Source organism: Pseudarthrobacter oxydans (genome assembly GCF_030812335.1).
GTDB classification, from domain to species: Bacteria; Actinomycetota; Actinomycetes; order Actinomycetales; family Micrococcaceae; genus Arthrobacter; species Arthrobacter oxydans_B.
In genome coordinates this window covers 16,686-32,120 of the sequence record NZ_JAUSSN010000013.1, presented here as the reverse complement: position 1 = coordinate 32,120, position 15,435 = coordinate 16,686, and the positions used below count along the sequence as shown (strand labels likewise).

Sequence of the window (15,435 nt, the reverse complement as noted above, 5' to 3'; positions counted from 1 at the left end):
TTGACTTCGCGGCCTCGAGGTCTAACGTGGACTTAAGTCAGCAAGGACCTGCTGCAGTGCGTGCCTGGTGGGGACAGCAGCACATATTGCCGGCTCTTCGCTTCCCGGACCCAGGTTGGCGGCCGGCTCGTCAATAGTCTGTCTACATGCAAGGCTTCGTTGCCCAAGTCACAAGGTCGTGCCTCCCATGCCCGTCAATTTCGTCACCGCCCTGGCCGTTAAGTCCTTTGATCTGCCGGACAAGAAACGGTGCCCGGACAACGCCGAATTCGATCTCGTCACTGTGAACGACTACTCCGTGGCGCGTCTGATCCTCGGCCCGGGCTGGCGGTGGTCCCAGTCCATCCGACCCTCTGAACAGACCGAGCTCTGCGAACACCACCATCTGGGGTTCTGCATCTCGGGGGAGATGGAAGTGGAATCCTCCGACGGGCTGCGCTCAACGATCCGCGCCAATGATACCTACGCTATTCCGCCCGGCCATGACGAATGGGTGGCCGGCTCCGCCCCGTTCGTGGCCGTCGAATTCCTGGGGGCGGCATCGTTCGGGCGTCGCGGCGGGCGGGGCATGCACGTCAGGACCTGACCGTCCGCCGGCCCCGACATGGTAGGGTTGTTCGTTGTCTGGCAAGGCACGGACGCACAATCCACTTGATTTCAGCATTGCACGCTGTTGCGATGCTCATCTGATGGGTTTGCCCTGTGCCCAGTAGCAAAAGGCAGCGGTTGGCCGATGCTCTCCATCGTGGAGGCCAGTAACACTGACACACCGCAGATATTGGAAGGACACAAGTGGCTAACAACACTCGTGCTCGCCGTACCGCACGCCTTTCGCGTGCCCTCGGCATTGCTCTGACCCCCAAGGCCGCCAAGTACATGGAGCGCCGCCCGTACGGCCCCGGTGAGCATGGCCGTGCCCGCAAGAAGCAGGACTCCGACTACGCCGTACGTCTGCGCGAAAAGCAGCGTCTGCGCGCCCAGTACGGCATCCGCGAAGCCCAGATGACCCGTGCCTTCGAAGAAGCACGCCGCACCAAGGGCCTGACCGGCGAAAACCTGATCGAACTGCTCGAAATGCGTCTCGACGCCCTCGTGCTGCGTGCCGGCTTCGCCCGCACCATCGCCCAGGCCCGCCAGCTGGTTGTCCACCGCCACATCCTGGTCGACGGCATCCGCGTTGACCGCCCGTCGTTCCGCGTCTCTGAGGGCCAGCTGGTCCACGTTCACAGCCGCAGCGAAACCATGCCTCCGTTCCAGGTCGCAGCAGCCGGCGCCCACCGCGACGTCCTGCCGATCGTTCCGGCCTACCTGGACGTCAAGCTTGACGCCCTGCAGGCACGCCTGGTTCGTCGCCCCAAGCGCTCCGAGGTCCCCGTGACCTGCGAAGAGCAGCTCGTCGTGGAATTCTACGCACGCTAGATCCAACGCGACACCTTACAAAGAAGCCCGTGGCACGCGCCGCGGGCTTCTTTGTATGTAAGGTACTTGGGGGACTTCTGCGGTTGCCGGCTGTGTCAGCCGGAGGCGCCCGCAGGCACACAACGCAACAAGGAGATGAACGACTATGACTGGTGGCGATATTGCCGGCCTGATCGCGGCCGGGGTGTTTGCACTGCTGGTCCTGCTGCTTGCCGTGCCGATTTTGAAGCTCGGGGGAGTGTTCGACGAAGTGCGGACCTCGATCCGTTCGATCAGCGACGGCGCGACCCCGCTCATGGACGAAGTCACAGCGACCGTCTCCACGACCAACGAGCAGCTGAAGAAGGTCGACGGGATCGCGAACAACGTCTCCGACGCGTCTGCCAACATCTCGGCGCTGTCCTCGCTCATGGCCGCCACCGTGGGTTCGCCGCTGATCAAGGTCGCTTCCTTCAGCTACGGCGTGCGGACGGCCTTCTCTGCCCGTAAAAAGCCCGCTACCGGCCGCCGCAGCCGCTAATCCCAGCTGGAGAACCTGACATGAACAGAATCATCTGGATGGGAATCGGCGTCGCCATCGGCGTCATCGCGTTCCGCAAGATCACCGAGGCGCAGTCCAACCTGGGCCCTGAGGGCCTCAACCGGGCCGTGGGCCGGCTCGCCGACGGCCTGTACGACTTCGCCGACGCCGTCCGCGAAGGCATGAACGAGCGCGAGACCGAACTCCGCTCCGCCCTCGGCATCGACGCCGGCCTGGAAAAGGCCATCGGCCACGGCACTGCCGGCCGGGATGCAGTCCGGCGCTAGCCGGGAGAGAATTGAAGGAGGGCGGCTCCCGCACGAGGGCCGCCGCCACGGCCGAAGGCCGGGACCAGACCGTTCCCGAGGACCACAGGCGCAACCGCAGACGCAACCGCAGACGCAACAACAGACGCAGTGAATATTGAAGGGTATGTAATCAGCTCATGAAGTCGCAGGAGATCACCAAGCGCTGGATCGACTTTTTTGTCAGCAAGGGCCACACGGCGGTTCCCTCCGCGTCCCTGGTCTCCAGCGACCCTTCCCTGCTGTTTACGGTCGCCGGCATGGTCCCCTTCATCCCATACCTGACCGCCCGGGAGGAAGCCCCCTTCAAACGCGCCACCAGCGTGCAGAAGTGCATCCGGACCGGCGACATCGAGGAAGTCGGCAAGACCGCCCGCCACGGCACCTTCTTCCAGATGTGCGGCAACTTCTCCTTCGGCGATTACTTCAAGGAAGACGCCATCAAGTTCGCGTGGGAACTGCTTACAACGGGCGTTGACGACGGCGGCTACGGCCTGCCGCCGGAGCGCCTCTGGGTCACCGTGTACGAAGAGGACGACGAGGCCGAGCAGCTCTGGCTCAAAAACACCGGAATGCCCTCCGAGCGGATCCAGCGGATGGGCAAGGCGGACAACTACTGGTCCACCGGCCAGCCCGGCCCGGCCGGCCCCTGCTCCGAGATCTACTACGACCGCGGCCCCGCGTACGGCGTCGAGGGCGGCCCGATCGCGGACGAGAACCGCTACGTGGAAATCTGGAACCTCGTCTTCATGCAGTACCAGATCGACAACGTCCGCTCGAAGGTGGACTTCGACATCACGGGCGAACTGCCCAAGAAGAACATCGACACCGGCCTGGGCATGGAACGTCTCGCGATGATTCTCCAGGACGTCGAGAACATGTACGAGACCGACCAGGTCCGCCCCGTCATTGACCGGGCCGCGGCGCTCTCCGGCCGGGAATACACCTCGGCCGAGTCCGCCCAGGACCCGCACCACACCGACGACGTCCGGATGCGCGTCGTCGCCGACCACATCCGTTCCTCCCTCATGCTGATCGCCGACGGCGTCACCCCCTCCAACGAGGGCCGCGGCTACGTGCTGCGCCGCCTGATCCGCCGCGCCGTGCGCTCCATGCGCCTGCTCGGCGTCGAAAAGGCCTGCCTGCCGGAACTGCTGCCGGCCTCCCGGGACGCCATGAAGGGCGTCTACCCGATCGTGGAGACGGACTTCGACCGGATCAGCCGGATCGCGTACGCCGAGGAGAAGGCGTTTCTGCGCACCATCGCCTCCGGCACGGCCCGCCTCGAGGACGCCGTCAAGGAGTCCCAGGCCGCCGGCCGGCCGCTCTCCGGCGCCGACGCCTTCGCCCTGCATGACACCTACGGCTTCCCGATCGACCTCACCCTCGAAATGGCCGAAGAGGCCGGACTGAAGGTCGACGAACCCGAGTTCCGCAAGCTCATGCTCGAACAGCGCCAGCGCGCCCAGGCCGACGCCAAGGGCAAGAAGGGCTCCCACGCGGATCTCAGCGCCTTCCAGGAGCTGCTGTCCGCCGGCGAGACCGTCTTCACCGGCTACACCGAGCTCACGGGCGAGTCCAAGGTCCGCGGCATCCTCGCCTCCGGCCGCAAGGTATCCCAGGCCTCCACGGGCGACGAGATCGAACTCGTCCTGGCCGAGACCCCGTTCTACGCCGAGGCCGGCGGCCAGGCCGCGGACACCGGACTGATCACCGGCGACGGCTTCGTCGTCGAGGTCCTGGACGTCCAGCGCCCCATCAAGGGCCTGAGCGTGCACAAGGCCATCGTCCGGGAAGGCGAAATCGGCGCCGACTCCCTCGTCCAGGCCGCCGTGGACCGGGAACGCCGGCACGCCGCCGAACAGGCCCACACCGGCACCCACATCGTGCACGCGGCCCTGCACCAGATCCTCGGCCCGGAAGCGCTGCAGCGCGGCTCCTTCAACAAGGCCGGCTACCTGCGCTTCGACTTCGCCTGGGGTGAAGGCCTGAGCCCGGCCACCCGCTCGGAAATCGAAGAAGTCTCCAACATCGCCATCCGCAACAACTACCGGGTGGAGACCAAGATCATGGGCCTCGCCGAGGCCAAGGCCCTCGGCGCCATGGCACTCTTCGGCGAGAACTACGGCAACGAAGTCCGCGTCGTGGAGATCGACGGCGCCTGGTCCCGTGAGCTCTGCGGCGGCACGCACGTCGAAAACACCTCGCTGATCGGCAGCCTCTCCCTGCTCGGGGAACAGTCCGTCGGATCGGGAAACCGCCGGGTCGAGGCCTTCGTCGGCATGGACGCCTTCCGGCACCTCGCCGCCGAACGCGCCCTGGTGACCGAACTCACCGAAATGCTCAAGGTTCCCTCCGGTCTGCTCGCGGACCGGATCGCCACCACGCTGACCAAGCTCAAGACCGCCGAGAAGGAACTCGAACGCCTGCGCAAGGAGCAGCTCACGGCCGCAGCCGCGCAGCTCGTGGGCACCGCCAAGGACGCCGCCGGCATCAAAGTCATCGCGCACGACGCCGGCCAGGTCAGCGGCGCGGATGACCTCCGCGGCCTGGCCCTGGACCTGCGGACCCGTCTCGGCTCCGAGCCGGCCGCCGTCGCCGTCGCCGGCGTCAGCAATGACCGGCCCGTGATCCTGATCGCCACCAACGAAGCTGCCCGGGCAGCCGGCGTCAAGGCGGGCGCCCTGGTGCGCCTCGCCGCCGGCATCCTCGGCGGCGGCGGTGGCGGCAAGGACGACGTCGCCCAGGGCGGCGGCACGGACGCCAGCAAGGTCGGCGTCGCACTCGCGGCCGTCGTGGACGCCATTACCCGGCGATAAAGGACGACCCGTGACCGAAACTGCCGTGCCCGGCGACTATCCCCAGGGCGTCAAGCTCGGCGTGGACGTCGGCACCGTCAGGGTCGGCGTGGCCGTCTGCGACCGTGACGGCATCCTGGCCACCCCCCTGCGCACCCTGGAACGGAACGCGAAAAAGAACACCGACGTGCGGATCCTCGCCGCCCTGGCCGCGGAACTCGGCGCCGTGGAGATTATTGTCGGCCTGCCGCGGACGATGAAGGGCGAGGAACACGCCTCGGCCCGGATGGCCACGGACTATGCAAAACTACTGGCCGGTAAACTGGGGGAGTGCGGGTCCGACATTCCGGTCCGGCTGGTTGACGAGCGCCTGAGCACCGTGTCGGCCCACCGGAGCCTGCACGAAGCTGGCATGAGCAGCCGAAATCACCGTAAAGTAGTTGATCAGGTTGCAGCGGCAGGTATCCTGCAACATGCAATTGATATGCAAAAGGCCAGGGGGACGGAGGTCGGAGTCCGCGTTTACGCGGAGTCCACGCCGGGGCCGACCGGGGATGGCGCTCAGGCCGGTCCGGCAGTAGACACGCATTCTGCCCAACGCATTCTGCCTAAAATGGAAGGCTACAGTGAGCCCGGTCAACAGTGACGACTCCTCCGGTGAAGTTTTCGGCGACGCCGGCCGACCGCTGACCCGTAAAGAGCTCAGGGCCCAACAGAAGGTCCAGGGGACCGAGGGCCAGGACGTAATCCCGCCGCAGGCTTTCGAGACCGGCGAGGACGTCCCGTCTGCCGCGCCCGGCCCCGGGCACGGTTCCGGACGCGACGCCGGCGACGCTCAAGACACCGCTGATAATGCCGTCCAGACGCCGCCGATCCAGGCCGCCGGTACGCCGGACCGGCCCGCGGCAGCCCCGACCGTGCATGAAGAGCCTGCCCCCGCGGCGCCCGTGCACCAGGAACCAGGGCACGATGAAGCCCTGCACGCAGAAGCCCTGCACGCAGAAGCCCTGCACGCAGAAGCCCTGCACGAAGAAGCCGCGCACCACGGATCCGTCCACGACGAACCCGAACGCCACGAACCCGTTCACGCGTACGCCGGCGGTGTTGCCGGTGAGGATGCCGTGCACTACGCCGATGTCCCGCCGGGCCACGACACTTATCACGAACCTCATCACGACACCGAGGTTCACGACGGCCACACCGTCCATCCCGACGACGCCCGCTATCTCTCCGACGGCGTCGAAGGTCACCCTGCTGAATATCACGAGGAAGACGGCCATGTTGTGTTGGCCGGAGGTGCCGCCATCCCTACGTCCAAGGGCCCGTCCAAGAAGGTCCGCCGCCGGCGGCGCTTCCTTGCGCTGCTGCTGACCCTGTCGGTCTTCATTGTGGCCGTCGCCGTCGGCGCGCAGTTCCTCAAGCCCCTCCTCGGCGGGGACACGGCGGCCGACTACCCGGGTCCCGGCACCGGTGAGGTCACTATCACCGTGCCGCCGGGCGCCGGGCCGAGGTCCGTGGCAACCGAGCTCGAGGACAAGAAGGTGGTGGCGGACGCCGACACGTTCCTGCGGGAATTCGTTGCCTCCGGCGGGGCATTGGCCCCCGGGGACTTCACCATGCGCAACGAAATGAAGAATTCCGACGCCGTGGCCGTACTGCTGAACAAGGACCAGGACAAGGTCATGTACTTCGCGCTGAGCGCCGGGCTCAGAATCGGCGAATCGCTTGAGGCCATATCCGCGGGCACCGGTGTGCCGGTCGCCCAGCTCAAGGAGCTCAGTGACTCGCCCACCCAGTTCGGCGTGCCCGCCAAAGCCGCGAACCTGGAAGGCTTCCTCGCTCCCGGCGAGTACCGGTTCCCGCTCGGCACTCCGGCCAAGGACGTGCTGCAGAAGCTGGTGACCACCACCCTGGACGAGCTCACCTCCCAGGGCGTCACGGATCCCGCGAAGCAGTACGACGTCGTCACGGTCGCGAGCATCGTGCAGGCCGAGGGCGGCCAGGCGGAGTACGGCGATGTGGCGGGCGCGATCTACAACCGCCTCAAGCCGGACAACCTCGAGACGAACGGGCTCATCCAGTCCGACGCCACGGTGACGTACGGGCTCGGCATCAAGAGCTTCCACATCGACGAGGAACAAAAGGCCGACAAGTCCAACCCGTACAACACCTACGCCAACCAGGGCCTGCCCGTCGGACCCATTGGCTCACCGGGCAAGACCGCGATTGACGCGGCCGCCAAGCCCAAAACCAACGACTACCTCTACTGGGTGACGATCAACCTGGACACCAAGGAGACCCTGTTCTCCAAGACGCTGGCGGAGCACAACACCTACGTGGCCCGGTACAACGCCTGGTGTGAGGACAATCCCGGACGCTGCGTATGACGCTCCGGGCCGCCGTGCTCGGGCACCCGATCAGCCACTCCAAGTCGCCGGCGCTGCACCGGGCCGCGTACGCCCATCTGGGCGTGGCGCTGGACTATTCGGCGATTGACGTGACCGAGGACGCGCTGCCGGCCTTTATGGCCCGGGTCCGGGAAGACGTGCGGCAGGGGGAGGGCTGGCGCGGGCTGTCGGTCACCATGCCGCTGAAGTCCGGCATGGTCCGCGAGGTGGATGAGGTGCGCGGCGTTGCCCGCGAACTCGGTGTTGTGAACACGGTCGCGTTCGAGCGTCCGGAACCGGGAGACAGCGCCGGCGCCACCCGCCTGGTCGGCTACAACACCGACGTCGCGGGAATCGTCAACGCGCTCCGCCATGCCGGGGCCGGGTCCGCGCCCACCGCCGTCGTGCTGGGTGGTGGCGGCACCTCTGCCGCTGCGATCGCCGCGCTGAAGGAACTGGGCGCGCCGGACGCCGACATCTTCGTCCGCGATGTCACCCGCGCGGCGGAGGCGCGGGCCGCCGCTGCCGCGATCGGCCTTCCCCTCCGGGTCCTTCCCCTGGCCGGGGCTGCTGCCGCCGTCGCCGGGGCCGACGTCGTCATCTCCACGCTGCCGCCCCGGGCCGCGGACCCGCTCGCGGAGGAACTCGCGCAGCTCTTCGCGCAGCGCGCAGGCGGGCCGGAAACCGCCGGAGTCAGGCCCGGCGTGCTGCTGGACGTCGCCTACGATCCCTGGCCCAGCCGGATCGCCTCCGCCTGGCAGGAAGCCGGCGGCATCGTTGTCCCCGGACTCGAGATGCTCATCTACCAGGCCGTGGAGCAGGTCCGCCACTTCACCGGCCTGGGCGCGGCTGTTCCGGCTGAAGTCATAGATGTGATGTGTGACGCAGTCGGGGCACCCCGACGGGTGTTCTAACCGCCTTACATGGCAGGATGGATTTTATGTTGCGTTGGTTGACTGCCGGTGAATCCCATGGCCCGGCACTGGTCGGAATTATCGAAGGCGTGCCCGCCGGTGTGGAACTCACCAGCGCCCAGATCGCCGATTCGCTGGCCCGCCGCCGGCTCGGCTACGGCCGCGGCGCGCGGATGAAGTTCGAGCAGGATGTGGTCACGATCCTCGGCGGCGTCCGCCACGGCATCACCCAGGGCGGCCCCGTCGCCATCCAGGTCGGCAACACCGAATGGCCCAAGTGGGAGCAGATCATGTCTGCCGACCCCGTGGACCCCGAGATCCTCGCCGACCAGGCCCGCAACGCCCCGCTGACCCGCCCCCGGCCCGGCCACGCCGACTTCACCGGCATGCAGAAATACGGCTTCGACGAGGCACGTCCCGTGCTGGAGCGCGCCAGCGCCCGCGAAACGGCCACCCGCGTCGCCCTCGGCACCGTCGCCTCCGCGTTCCTCAGGCAGCTCGGCATCGAACTCGTCTCCCACACGGTAGCGATCGCCACCACTTCGGTCCCCGAAGGCCGGCCGCTGCCGGTCCCGGGCAACGTCCTGGCCCTCGACGCCGACCCGCTGCGCTGCTTCGACCGCGAAACCTCCGACGCCATGGTCGCTGAGGTCGACATCGCGCACAAGGAAGGCGAAACCCTCGGCGGTGTCGTTGAGGTCCTCGCCTACGGACTGCCGCCGGGACTGGGCAGCTACGTCCACTGGGACCGCCGCCTCGACTCGCGGCTGGCGGCTGCCCTGATGGGCATCCAGGCCATCAAGGGCGTCGAGGTCGGCGACGGCTTCCTCACCGCCTCCCGCCGCGGCTCCGCCGCCCACGACGAGATCGTCAAGGACGCCGACGGCCGGATCATCCGCACGTCCAACCGCGCCGGCGGGATCGAAGGCGGCATGAGCATCGGCGACGTGCTCCGCGTCCGGGCGGCGATGAAGCCCATCGCCACCGTGCCGCGCGCCCTCAGGACCGTCGACGTCAGCACCGGCGAGGCCGCCAAGGCACACCACCAGCGCTCCGATGTCTGTGCGGTCCCCGCAGCCGGGGTTGTCGCCGAGGCCATGGTGGCGCTGGTGCTGGCCGAGGCTGTCACGGAAAAGTTCGGCGGCGATTCCGTGCAGGAAACCGCGCGCAACATCAAGGGTTATCTGGACAACATTCCGGCGTCCCTGGACTCGATCGGCCACTAGTGTCCGCCGAACTACCGGCCGTACCGGCCCCGGCGGCTGCCCGGCCCATTGCGCTGATCGGGCCGATGGCAGTCGGAAAATCGGCCATCGGACAGCAGCTTGCCCAGCAGCTGGGCGCCCGGTTCGTGGACACCGACGTCGTGGTGGTGGCCAGCCACGGATCCATCGCGGAAATCTTCGCCAGCCGCGGTGAGCACGCCTTCCGTGAGCTTGAAGCCAGGGCTGTCGCCCGCGCCATCGAGGACGCGCGGGGCAGCAGTACGGTCATCTCACTGGGCGGCGGCGCCGTGCTGGACTCCGGCACCCAGCAGCTGCTGGAGCGCTGCACCGTGGTCTACCTCGAATGTGATGCGGATACCGTGGCGGAACGCATCAGTAGGAATTCCGGCCGGCCGCTGCTGGCCGGAGACGCCATGGAACGATGGAAGTCCCTGTTCGCCACCCGGCGGCCGGTCTACGAGCGGCTGGCCGACCTGGTCATCGATGTGCGGAACGGGTCCGTTCCGGACATCGCACACCGGCTTGAAACTGCGCTGCGCGGGTATGAGGCTGCGGGAACCGCGGCCGTATCCACGCCAGCGGCGACAAAGGAAGTTGAAAAGTGATCACCGAATCAACCGTCATCAAGGTCACCGGGCAGACGCCCGGGGAGAACTACGACGTCGTTGTGGGCCGCGGCCTGCTGGCCAGCCTGCCCGGGCTGCTGGGGGAGCGGGTCAAGCGTGTCCTGGTCATCCACCCGCGGGCGCTGCGCCTCACCGGCGACACCGTCAGGGAAGAACTCGCTTCGGCCGGCTTCACGGCGCTGACCGCCGAGATCCCCGACGCCGAAGAGGGCAAGCACATCGAGGTGGCCTCGTTTTGCTGGCAGGTGCTGGGACAGAATGACTTCACCCGCTCGGACGCCGTCGTCGCCGTCGGCGGCGGAGCCGTGACCGACCTGGCAGGATTCGTGGCAGCGACCTGGCTGCGCGGCGTCAAGGTCATCCACATGCCCACCAGCCTGCTCGGCATGGTGGACGCCTCCGTGGGCGGCAAGACCGGCATCAACACCGCCGAAGGCAAAAACCTCGTCGGGGCCTTCCACCCGCCGGCCGGTGTCCTAGCGGACCTCGACACCCTGGACACCCTGCCCAAGAACGAGATGATCTCCGGCATGGCCGAGGTCATCAAGTGCGGCTTCATCGCGGACCCGGCCATCCTCGAGCTGATCGAAAAGGATCCGGCCGCCGTCTCCGACCCCCGCTCGGACGCCGTACGGGAACTCATCGAACGCGCCATCACGGTGAAGGCCAGGGTGGTCTCGGACGACCTCAAGGAAACCGGCCAGCGCGAAATCCTCAACTATGGCCACACCCTGGGCCACGCGATCGAACTGGTCGAGCGCTACTCCTGGCGCCACGGCGCCGCCGTCTCCGTCGGCATGATGTTCGCCGCGGAGCTGGCCCGCAGCGTCGGCCGCCTCAGCGACGCCGACGCCGACCGGCACCGCAGCATCCTGGAAAGCCTGGGGCTGCCCATCACCTACCGGCGCGACCGCTGGCAGGCGCTGCTCGACGGCATGCGGCGGGACAAAAAGTCCCGCGGCGACCTGCTGCGCTTCGTGGTGCTCGACGGCGTGGCCCGCCCGGGCATCCTCGACGTCCCGGACACCTCCCTGCTGTTCGCCGCGTACCAGGAGATCGCCTCCTGATGGGATTCCTCCCCGGCGGCACCAGCGAATGGCCGGATGCCGGGTTCCCCGGGATCAGGATCAATCCCGACAGCCTCGTCCCGCAGATCGTCAACGAGGACGCGGTCGCCGAAGCGCTGGCAGCCTCGACGGACCCCGGCGACCGGATCTTCGTGCTCCTCGTCAAAGGCCATCCCGCCGACGCCGCCGAACTGCTCGCCGAGGCCCGGTACACCGACCCCTCCTCCCTGCGCCTGCGCATCTTCGAAGCGGACGTCCTGCGGGTCTCCAACCGGCTGGACCGGGCCGTGGAACTGTTCCGGCAGCTTCTCGCAGAGACCCGCGGCACGCCGGACGAGGCGGTCATCCGCGAGCACCTCGGACGGTCCTACTTCGCCAGCGGCAACATCGCCGCCGCCGTCGAGTCCTTCACCCAGGCGCTGGACCTTCGGGTGGCGGGGTCCGCCGACGCAGCCCTGATTTACGCGTCCACCGTGGCGGTCCAGCGCGCCCGGGATGAGCTGGACCGCACGTCCTGAGGCGGCGCAGCCGGGACCTCCGCGAAGGTCCCGCAGGGGAGCGTCCGGCAGCGGACCCGCAGAACCGGTAGAATGGATCTTGGATTTTTGATAAATACGCGCTGGCGGGCCATTCGGCATGCTTGCCTGGCATAACCGGCTGGCGGCTAGCAGCAGCCAAAAAACGAAACCAGAGGATACAGTGGCAACCACTAACGACATCAAGAACGGAACCGTGCTGAAGCTTGAGGGCCAGCTCTGGAACATCATTGAGTTCCAGCACGTCAAGCCCGGCAAAGGCGGCGCGTTCGTGCGCACCAAGATGCGTAACGTGATGTCCGGCAAGGTCGTCGACAAGACCTTCAACGCCGGACTCAAGATCGAGACCGCCACGGTTGACCGCCGCGACTACCAGTACCTGTACCAGGACGGCGCGGACTTCGTGTTCATGGACACGACCGACTTCGACCAGCTCACGGTTCCCGGCGCAACGGTCGGTGACGCCACCAACTTCATGCTGGAGAACCAGATGGTGAACATCGCCATCCACGAAGGCAACCCGCTCTACATCGAACTGCCCCCGAGCGTCGTGCTCGAGATCACCTACACGGAGCCGGGCCTGCAGGGCGACCGCTCCTCGGCCGGCACCAAGCCCGCCACCCTCGAAACCGGCTACGAGATCCAGGTGCCGCTGTTCGTTGAGAACAACACCAAGGTCAAGGTCGACACCCGCGACGGCAGCTACCTCGGGCGGGTCAACGACTAGTGAGTGCACGCGGTAAGGCCCGTAACCGGGCCCTGGATGTTCTCTTCGAGGCGGAACAGCGTTCCGTTTCGGCGTTTGATGTACTGAAATCCCGCCGGGAGCAGACGGACCAGATCGTCAACCCGTACACCCTTGAAATCGTTGAAGGCGTGGTCTCCCACCAGAGCGCGATCGACGAATTCCTGGAAACCTATTCGCAGGGCTGGACCCTGGAGCGGATGCCCTCGGTGGACCGCATCATCCTGCGGATCGGCACCTGGGAGCTGCTCTACAACGACGACGTTCCCGACGGCGTTGCCGTGAGCGAGGCCGTGGCACTGGCCAAGACCCTCTCCACGGACGAGTCGCCGTCGTTCATCAACGGCCTGCTGGGCCGGCTGCAGCAGCTGAAACCTTCGCTGCTCGCCTGAGTAGTAAGGCAATTAGGCACGCTCCGCCAAGAACCCCGCCCGGGCACCCCGGGCGGGGTTCTTGCTGTCCCCGTTCAGGGCTTTCACAGCGCTGATCAGCCGGATATCGTGGCCGGGTGGACACTGACGCCGCGCTCGAGGCAACACTCCGGACCCGGCTGGGATCCAGGCATCCGAGGTTTGCCGCGGCCGCCATCGCCGGTGGACAGACAACCTTCGCGATCAGCGGAGTCGCCCGGGGCTCCGATTTCGAGATCGGCTCGATCTCCAAGGGGATCACCGGCCTGCTGTATGCCGACGCGTGCCGGCGGGGCGAAATATCCCCGGCCACGCCGCTCGGGGAGCTGCTCCCGCTGGGAGACTGCGCGGCGGCCGGCGCCAGCCTGGGCGCCCTGAGCCGGCATGCCTCGGGGCTGCCGCGGCTCCCGCCGCGGATGCCCGGAACCGCGGCCCCGCTGCGGCGGACGGCGTCACTTTTCCTGCGCGGGCAGAACCCGTACGGAGAGAGCCTGGCGGAACTGCTCGCGCAGGCCAGGGCGGTCCGGCTGAGGCCACCACGGCCGCGGTATTCCAATCTCGGGTTCGAACTCCTCGGCCACGCGATCGCGGCCGGTGCCGGGATGAGCTACCGGGACCTTGTGACGGCACGGCTCTGCGGGCCGCTGGCCCTTGCCTCGCTGTACCTGCCCGCCACCCCCGGCGAACTGGGCCCCGCTGCCCTGATCGGCAGCAGCCGGCGGGGCCGTCCCCGGCAGCCCTGGACCGGCGAGGCCCTGGCCCCGGCCGGTGGCATCCGGGCGTCCATCCAGGACCTCGCCCGGCTGACCCGGGCGCTCCTGGACGGCTCCGCCCCGGGCCGCTCCGCGCTCGACCCGGTGGCGGACTTCGCCGGCCCGGCGGTCCGCATCGGCGCTGCCTGGCTCACCACCGACACCAGGGGCCGCCGGATCACCTGGCACAATGGCGGCACGGGCGGGTTCAGCAGCTGGATCGGCCTCGACCGGGAGGCAAACGCCGCAGTGGTGCTGCTCTCGGCGACGGCAGCAGCCGTTGACCGCCAGGGATTCGAGCTGCTGCGGGACCTGGCCGCACGCTGAAACGCGCCTAACGAAGGACGGCGGCCCGGAGCTTAGTGATCTCGGCAAGCTGGTGCCGCTCATCGAGCTGGTGCGCCGGCACGTCCCGGCCGCTGAGGATCCTCTGCCGGGTGAAGGCAAGCTGGGTGGCGGCCCGGAGCAGCGCCGTCATCTGCGGGCCCCGGCCGACGGATTTGGCCCAGCGCAGGGCGGAGCGCCGCCCGCCGGGGGTGGCCAGCATCTCCACCTCGGCTGCGGTGAACCAGCCCGCCGCCGCGTACTCCTTGAGCCGCTGGCGGGTGAGCCGGCGCTCCGCGACCCGCAGCAGCACGATGACCAGGACCGCCAGCAGGAAGATCGGCACCTGCACCAGCACGTACTGGGCCAGGAAGTTCTCGCCCATGCTGTTCCAGGCGCTGTGCAGCAGCATCGCGGGAACGAGTCCGACCGCGAACGCGAGCACGGACAGCCCGTTGTGCCAGCGGCGCGCCGCGAAGCCCATGATCAGGCCGGTGGTTCCGGTGAAAATGGCGTGGGCGAACGGCGACATGACGCCGCGCAGGAAGAACACCACCGCGAGGTCCGTGCCGGGGTCGCTGGACGCGGCGATCGCGCGGCCGAAGTAGAGGATGTTCTCGGTGAACGCGAAGCCGGCCGCGATCGTGAACGCAAACACCACGCCGTCGACCGGTCCGTCGAAGTGTTTCCGGGCGAAGATCAGCAGCAACAGCAGCCCCAGGGACTTGGCGAATTCCTCCACCACCGGCGCCTGGACCGTCACGGCGAACGTCGTGTAGTCCAGGCCCGAGGCCGGCCCCGCCACGAGCGAGAAATAGGGCTGGATCAGCATCGTCACCGCAATCGAGACCACGGCTCCCCAGACAAAGGCGAACAGCAGCAGCGGCTTCGGCTCCGGCTCCCAGCGGTCGATGAAGCGCACCGTCAGCAGCACGGTCCCCAGCGGAATCAGCGAGGCGATAAAGCCGATGACGAAGCCGGAAATGCCGGTGCTGCCCAGCAGGAACGGCAGGACCAGGAACAGGCTGATGAACGCCAGGAACCCGCCCGCCAGCAGAAGACCCACCACGCCGGCAGAGCGGCGGCCGCCCCGGACCGGAGGCAGCGCGGGCGGGAGAACCGGCTCGACCCGGCCGCGGTTGTTCGGCGGTGCCTGCTGGTAGTCCTCGGGCCGGACATGCCCCAGCCACGTCGGGTTGGCCTGCTGCGGAAGCGGGCGCTGGCCGCCGGGGGAGTAGCCGAGGTGGTCAGGACCCCGCCGCGGATCGTTCGTCGTCATACACCCGAGCCTATGTCCGTGTGAGCTGAAACGCATGCCGGCGGCGCCGGGGCGCCAGTCCCGCTGTGGTAATTTGGGAACGCAAATAATCCTTTTTTAATTCCGTCCCGTGAGGCGGGGAAAGGGG

The 15,435-nt window shown here is 67.8% G+C and carries 16 protein-coding genes; 15 read left to right on the top strand and 1 reads right to left on the bottom strand.

Annotated elements, in window-relative coordinates:
- Positions 1–187: 187 nt before the first annotated feature.
- The 15 genes from J2W14_RS18740 (at position 188) to J2W14_RS18670 (ending at position 14,032) form a co-directional block, all read left to right on the top strand.
- A complete protein-coding gene (locus J2W14_RS18740) occupies positions 188–586 on the top strand; it encodes a cupin (RefSeq protein ID WP_307465329.1) in 399 nt (132 codons plus the stop codon).
- A gap of 206 nt (positions 587–792) precedes the next feature.
- On the top strand, positions 793–1,419 hold the full coding sequence (gene rpsD, locus J2W14_RS18735; RefSeq protein ID WP_282383458.1) for a 30S ribosomal protein S4: 627 nt from the start codon (positions 793–795) through the stop codon (positions 1,417–1,419).
- 145 nt (positions 1,420–1,564) lie between these two features.
- Positions 1,565–1,939 (top strand): DUF948 domain-containing protein, encoded by a 375-nt coding sequence (locus tag J2W14_RS18730; protein ID WP_307465327.1) that lies wholly within the window; start codon positions 1,565–1,567, stop codon positions 1,937–1,939.
- Positions 1,940–1,959: 20 nt separating this feature from the next.
- Positions 1,960–2,226, top strand: a complete 267-nt coding sequence (locus J2W14_RS18725) for a DUF6167 family protein (protein WP_307465325.1) — start codon at positions 1,960–1,962, stop codon at positions 2,224–2,226.
- 158 nt (positions 2,227–2,384) lie between these two features.
- Complete coding sequence (gene alaS, locus J2W14_RS18720; RefSeq protein WP_307465324.1) at positions 2,385–5,063, top strand: alanine--tRNA ligase; 2,679 nt, start codon at positions 2,385–2,387, stop codon at positions 5,061–5,063.
- A 10-nt stretch (positions 5,064–5,073) separates the two neighbouring features.
- On the top strand, positions 5,074–5,688 hold the full coding sequence (gene ruvX / locus J2W14_RS18715; RefSeq protein WP_307465323.1) for a Holliday junction resolvase RuvX: 615 nt from the start codon (positions 5,074–5,076) through the stop codon (positions 5,686–5,688).
- Positions 5,669–7,429 carry an endolytic transglycosylase MltG gene (gene mltG, locus J2W14_RS18710; protein WP_307465322.1) on the top strand — a complete coding sequence of 587 codons (1,761 nt, stop codon included), beginning with the start codon at positions 5,669–5,671 and terminating at the stop codon, positions 7,427–7,429. The genes ruvX and mltG overlap by 20 nt, the downstream gene beginning before the upstream one ends.
- On the top strand, positions 7,426–8,343 hold the full coding sequence (locus tag J2W14_RS18705) for a shikimate dehydrogenase family protein (RefSeq protein ID WP_307465321.1): 918 nt from the start codon (positions 7,426–7,428) through the stop codon (positions 8,341–8,343). Before mltG ends, J2W14_RS18705 begins: the two co-directional genes overlap by 4 nt.
- A 26-nt stretch (positions 8,344–8,369) precedes the next feature.
- The gene (gene aroC / locus J2W14_RS18700; RefSeq protein ID WP_307465319.1) at positions 8,370–9,569 is read left to right on the top strand and encodes a chorismate synthase; all 1,200 of its coding nucleotides are present in this window, start codon (positions 8,370–8,372) and stop codon (positions 9,567–9,569) included.
- Complete coding sequence (locus J2W14_RS18695) at positions 9,569–10,174, top strand: shikimate kinase (protein ID WP_370871351.1); 606 nt, start codon at positions 9,569–9,571, stop codon at positions 10,172–10,174. The genes aroC and J2W14_RS18695 overlap by 1 nt, the downstream gene beginning before the upstream one ends.
- A complete protein-coding gene (aroB, locus tag J2W14_RS18690; RefSeq protein WP_282383432.1) occupies positions 10,171–11,262 on the top strand; it encodes a 3-dehydroquinate synthase in 1,092 nt (363 codons plus the stop codon). Before J2W14_RS18695 ends, aroB begins: the two co-directional genes overlap by 4 nt.
- Positions 11,262–11,780 carry a tetratricopeptide repeat protein gene (locus J2W14_RS18685; RefSeq protein WP_307465315.1) on the top strand — a complete coding sequence of 173 codons (519 nt, stop codon included), beginning with the start codon at positions 11,262–11,264 and terminating at the stop codon, positions 11,778–11,780. Before aroB ends, J2W14_RS18685 begins: the two co-directional genes overlap by 1 nt.
- 181 nt (positions 11,781–11,961) lie before the next feature.
- Positions 11,962–12,525, top strand: a complete 564-nt coding sequence (gene efp, locus J2W14_RS18680) for an elongation factor P (RefSeq protein ID WP_056429593.1) — start codon at positions 11,962–11,964, stop codon at positions 12,523–12,525.
- A complete protein-coding gene (gene nusB / locus J2W14_RS18675; RefSeq protein WP_069951903.1) occupies positions 12,525–12,935 on the top strand; it encodes a transcription antitermination factor NusB in 411 nt (136 codons plus the stop codon). The genes efp and nusB overlap by 1 nt, the downstream gene beginning before the upstream one ends.
- Positions 12,936–13,051: 116 nt before the next feature.
- The gene (locus tag J2W14_RS18670) at positions 13,052–14,032 is read left to right on the top strand and encodes a serine hydrolase domain-containing protein (RefSeq protein WP_307465312.1); all 981 of its coding nucleotides are present in this window, start codon (positions 13,052–13,054) and stop codon (positions 14,030–14,032) included.
- Positions 14,033–14,039: 7 nt separating this feature from the next.
- Here the strand turns inward: J2W14_RS18670 and J2W14_RS18665 are convergent, their stop codons facing one another.
- Positions 14,040–15,308, bottom strand: coding sequence for a PrsW family intramembrane metalloprotease (locus J2W14_RS18665; protein ID WP_307465311.1), 1,269 nt, complete (start codon positions 15,306–15,308; stop codon positions 14,040–14,042).
- Positions 15,309–15,435: the final 127 nt, after the last annotated feature.

Bases quoted from the DNA above. Each gene is read 5' to 3' on its own strand.
- J2W14_RS18730 (WP_307465327.1), top strand. From the start codon at position 1,565: ATGACTGGTGGCGATATTGCCGGCCTGATCGCGGCCGGGGTGTTTGCA.
- J2W14_RS18665 (WP_307465311.1), bottom strand. From the start codon at position 15,308: ATGACGACGAACGATCCGCGGCGGGGTCCTGACCACCTCGGCTACTCC.
- aroC (WP_307465319.1), top strand. From the start codon at position 8,370: ATGTTGCGTTGGTTGACTGCCGGTGAATCCCATGGCCCGGCACTGGTC.
- J2W14_RS18725 (WP_307465325.1), top strand. From the start codon at position 1,960: ATGAACAGAATCATCTGGATGGGAATCGGCGTCGCCATCGGCGTCATC.
- alaS (WP_307465324.1), top strand. From the start codon at position 2,385: ATGAAGTCGCAGGAGATCACCAAGCGCTGGATCGACTTTTTTGTCAGC.
- J2W14_RS18740 (WP_307465329.1), top strand. From the start codon at position 188: ATGCCCGTCAATTTCGTCACCGCCCTGGCCGTTAAGTCCTTTGATCTG.
- J2W14_RS18705 (WP_307465321.1), top strand. From the start codon at position 7,426: ATGACGCTCCGGGCCGCCGTGCTCGGGCACCCGATCAGCCACTCCAAG.
- J2W14_RS18685 (WP_307465315.1), top strand. From the start codon at position 11,262: ATGGGATTCCTCCCCGGCGGCACCAGCGAATGGCCGGATGCCGGGTTC.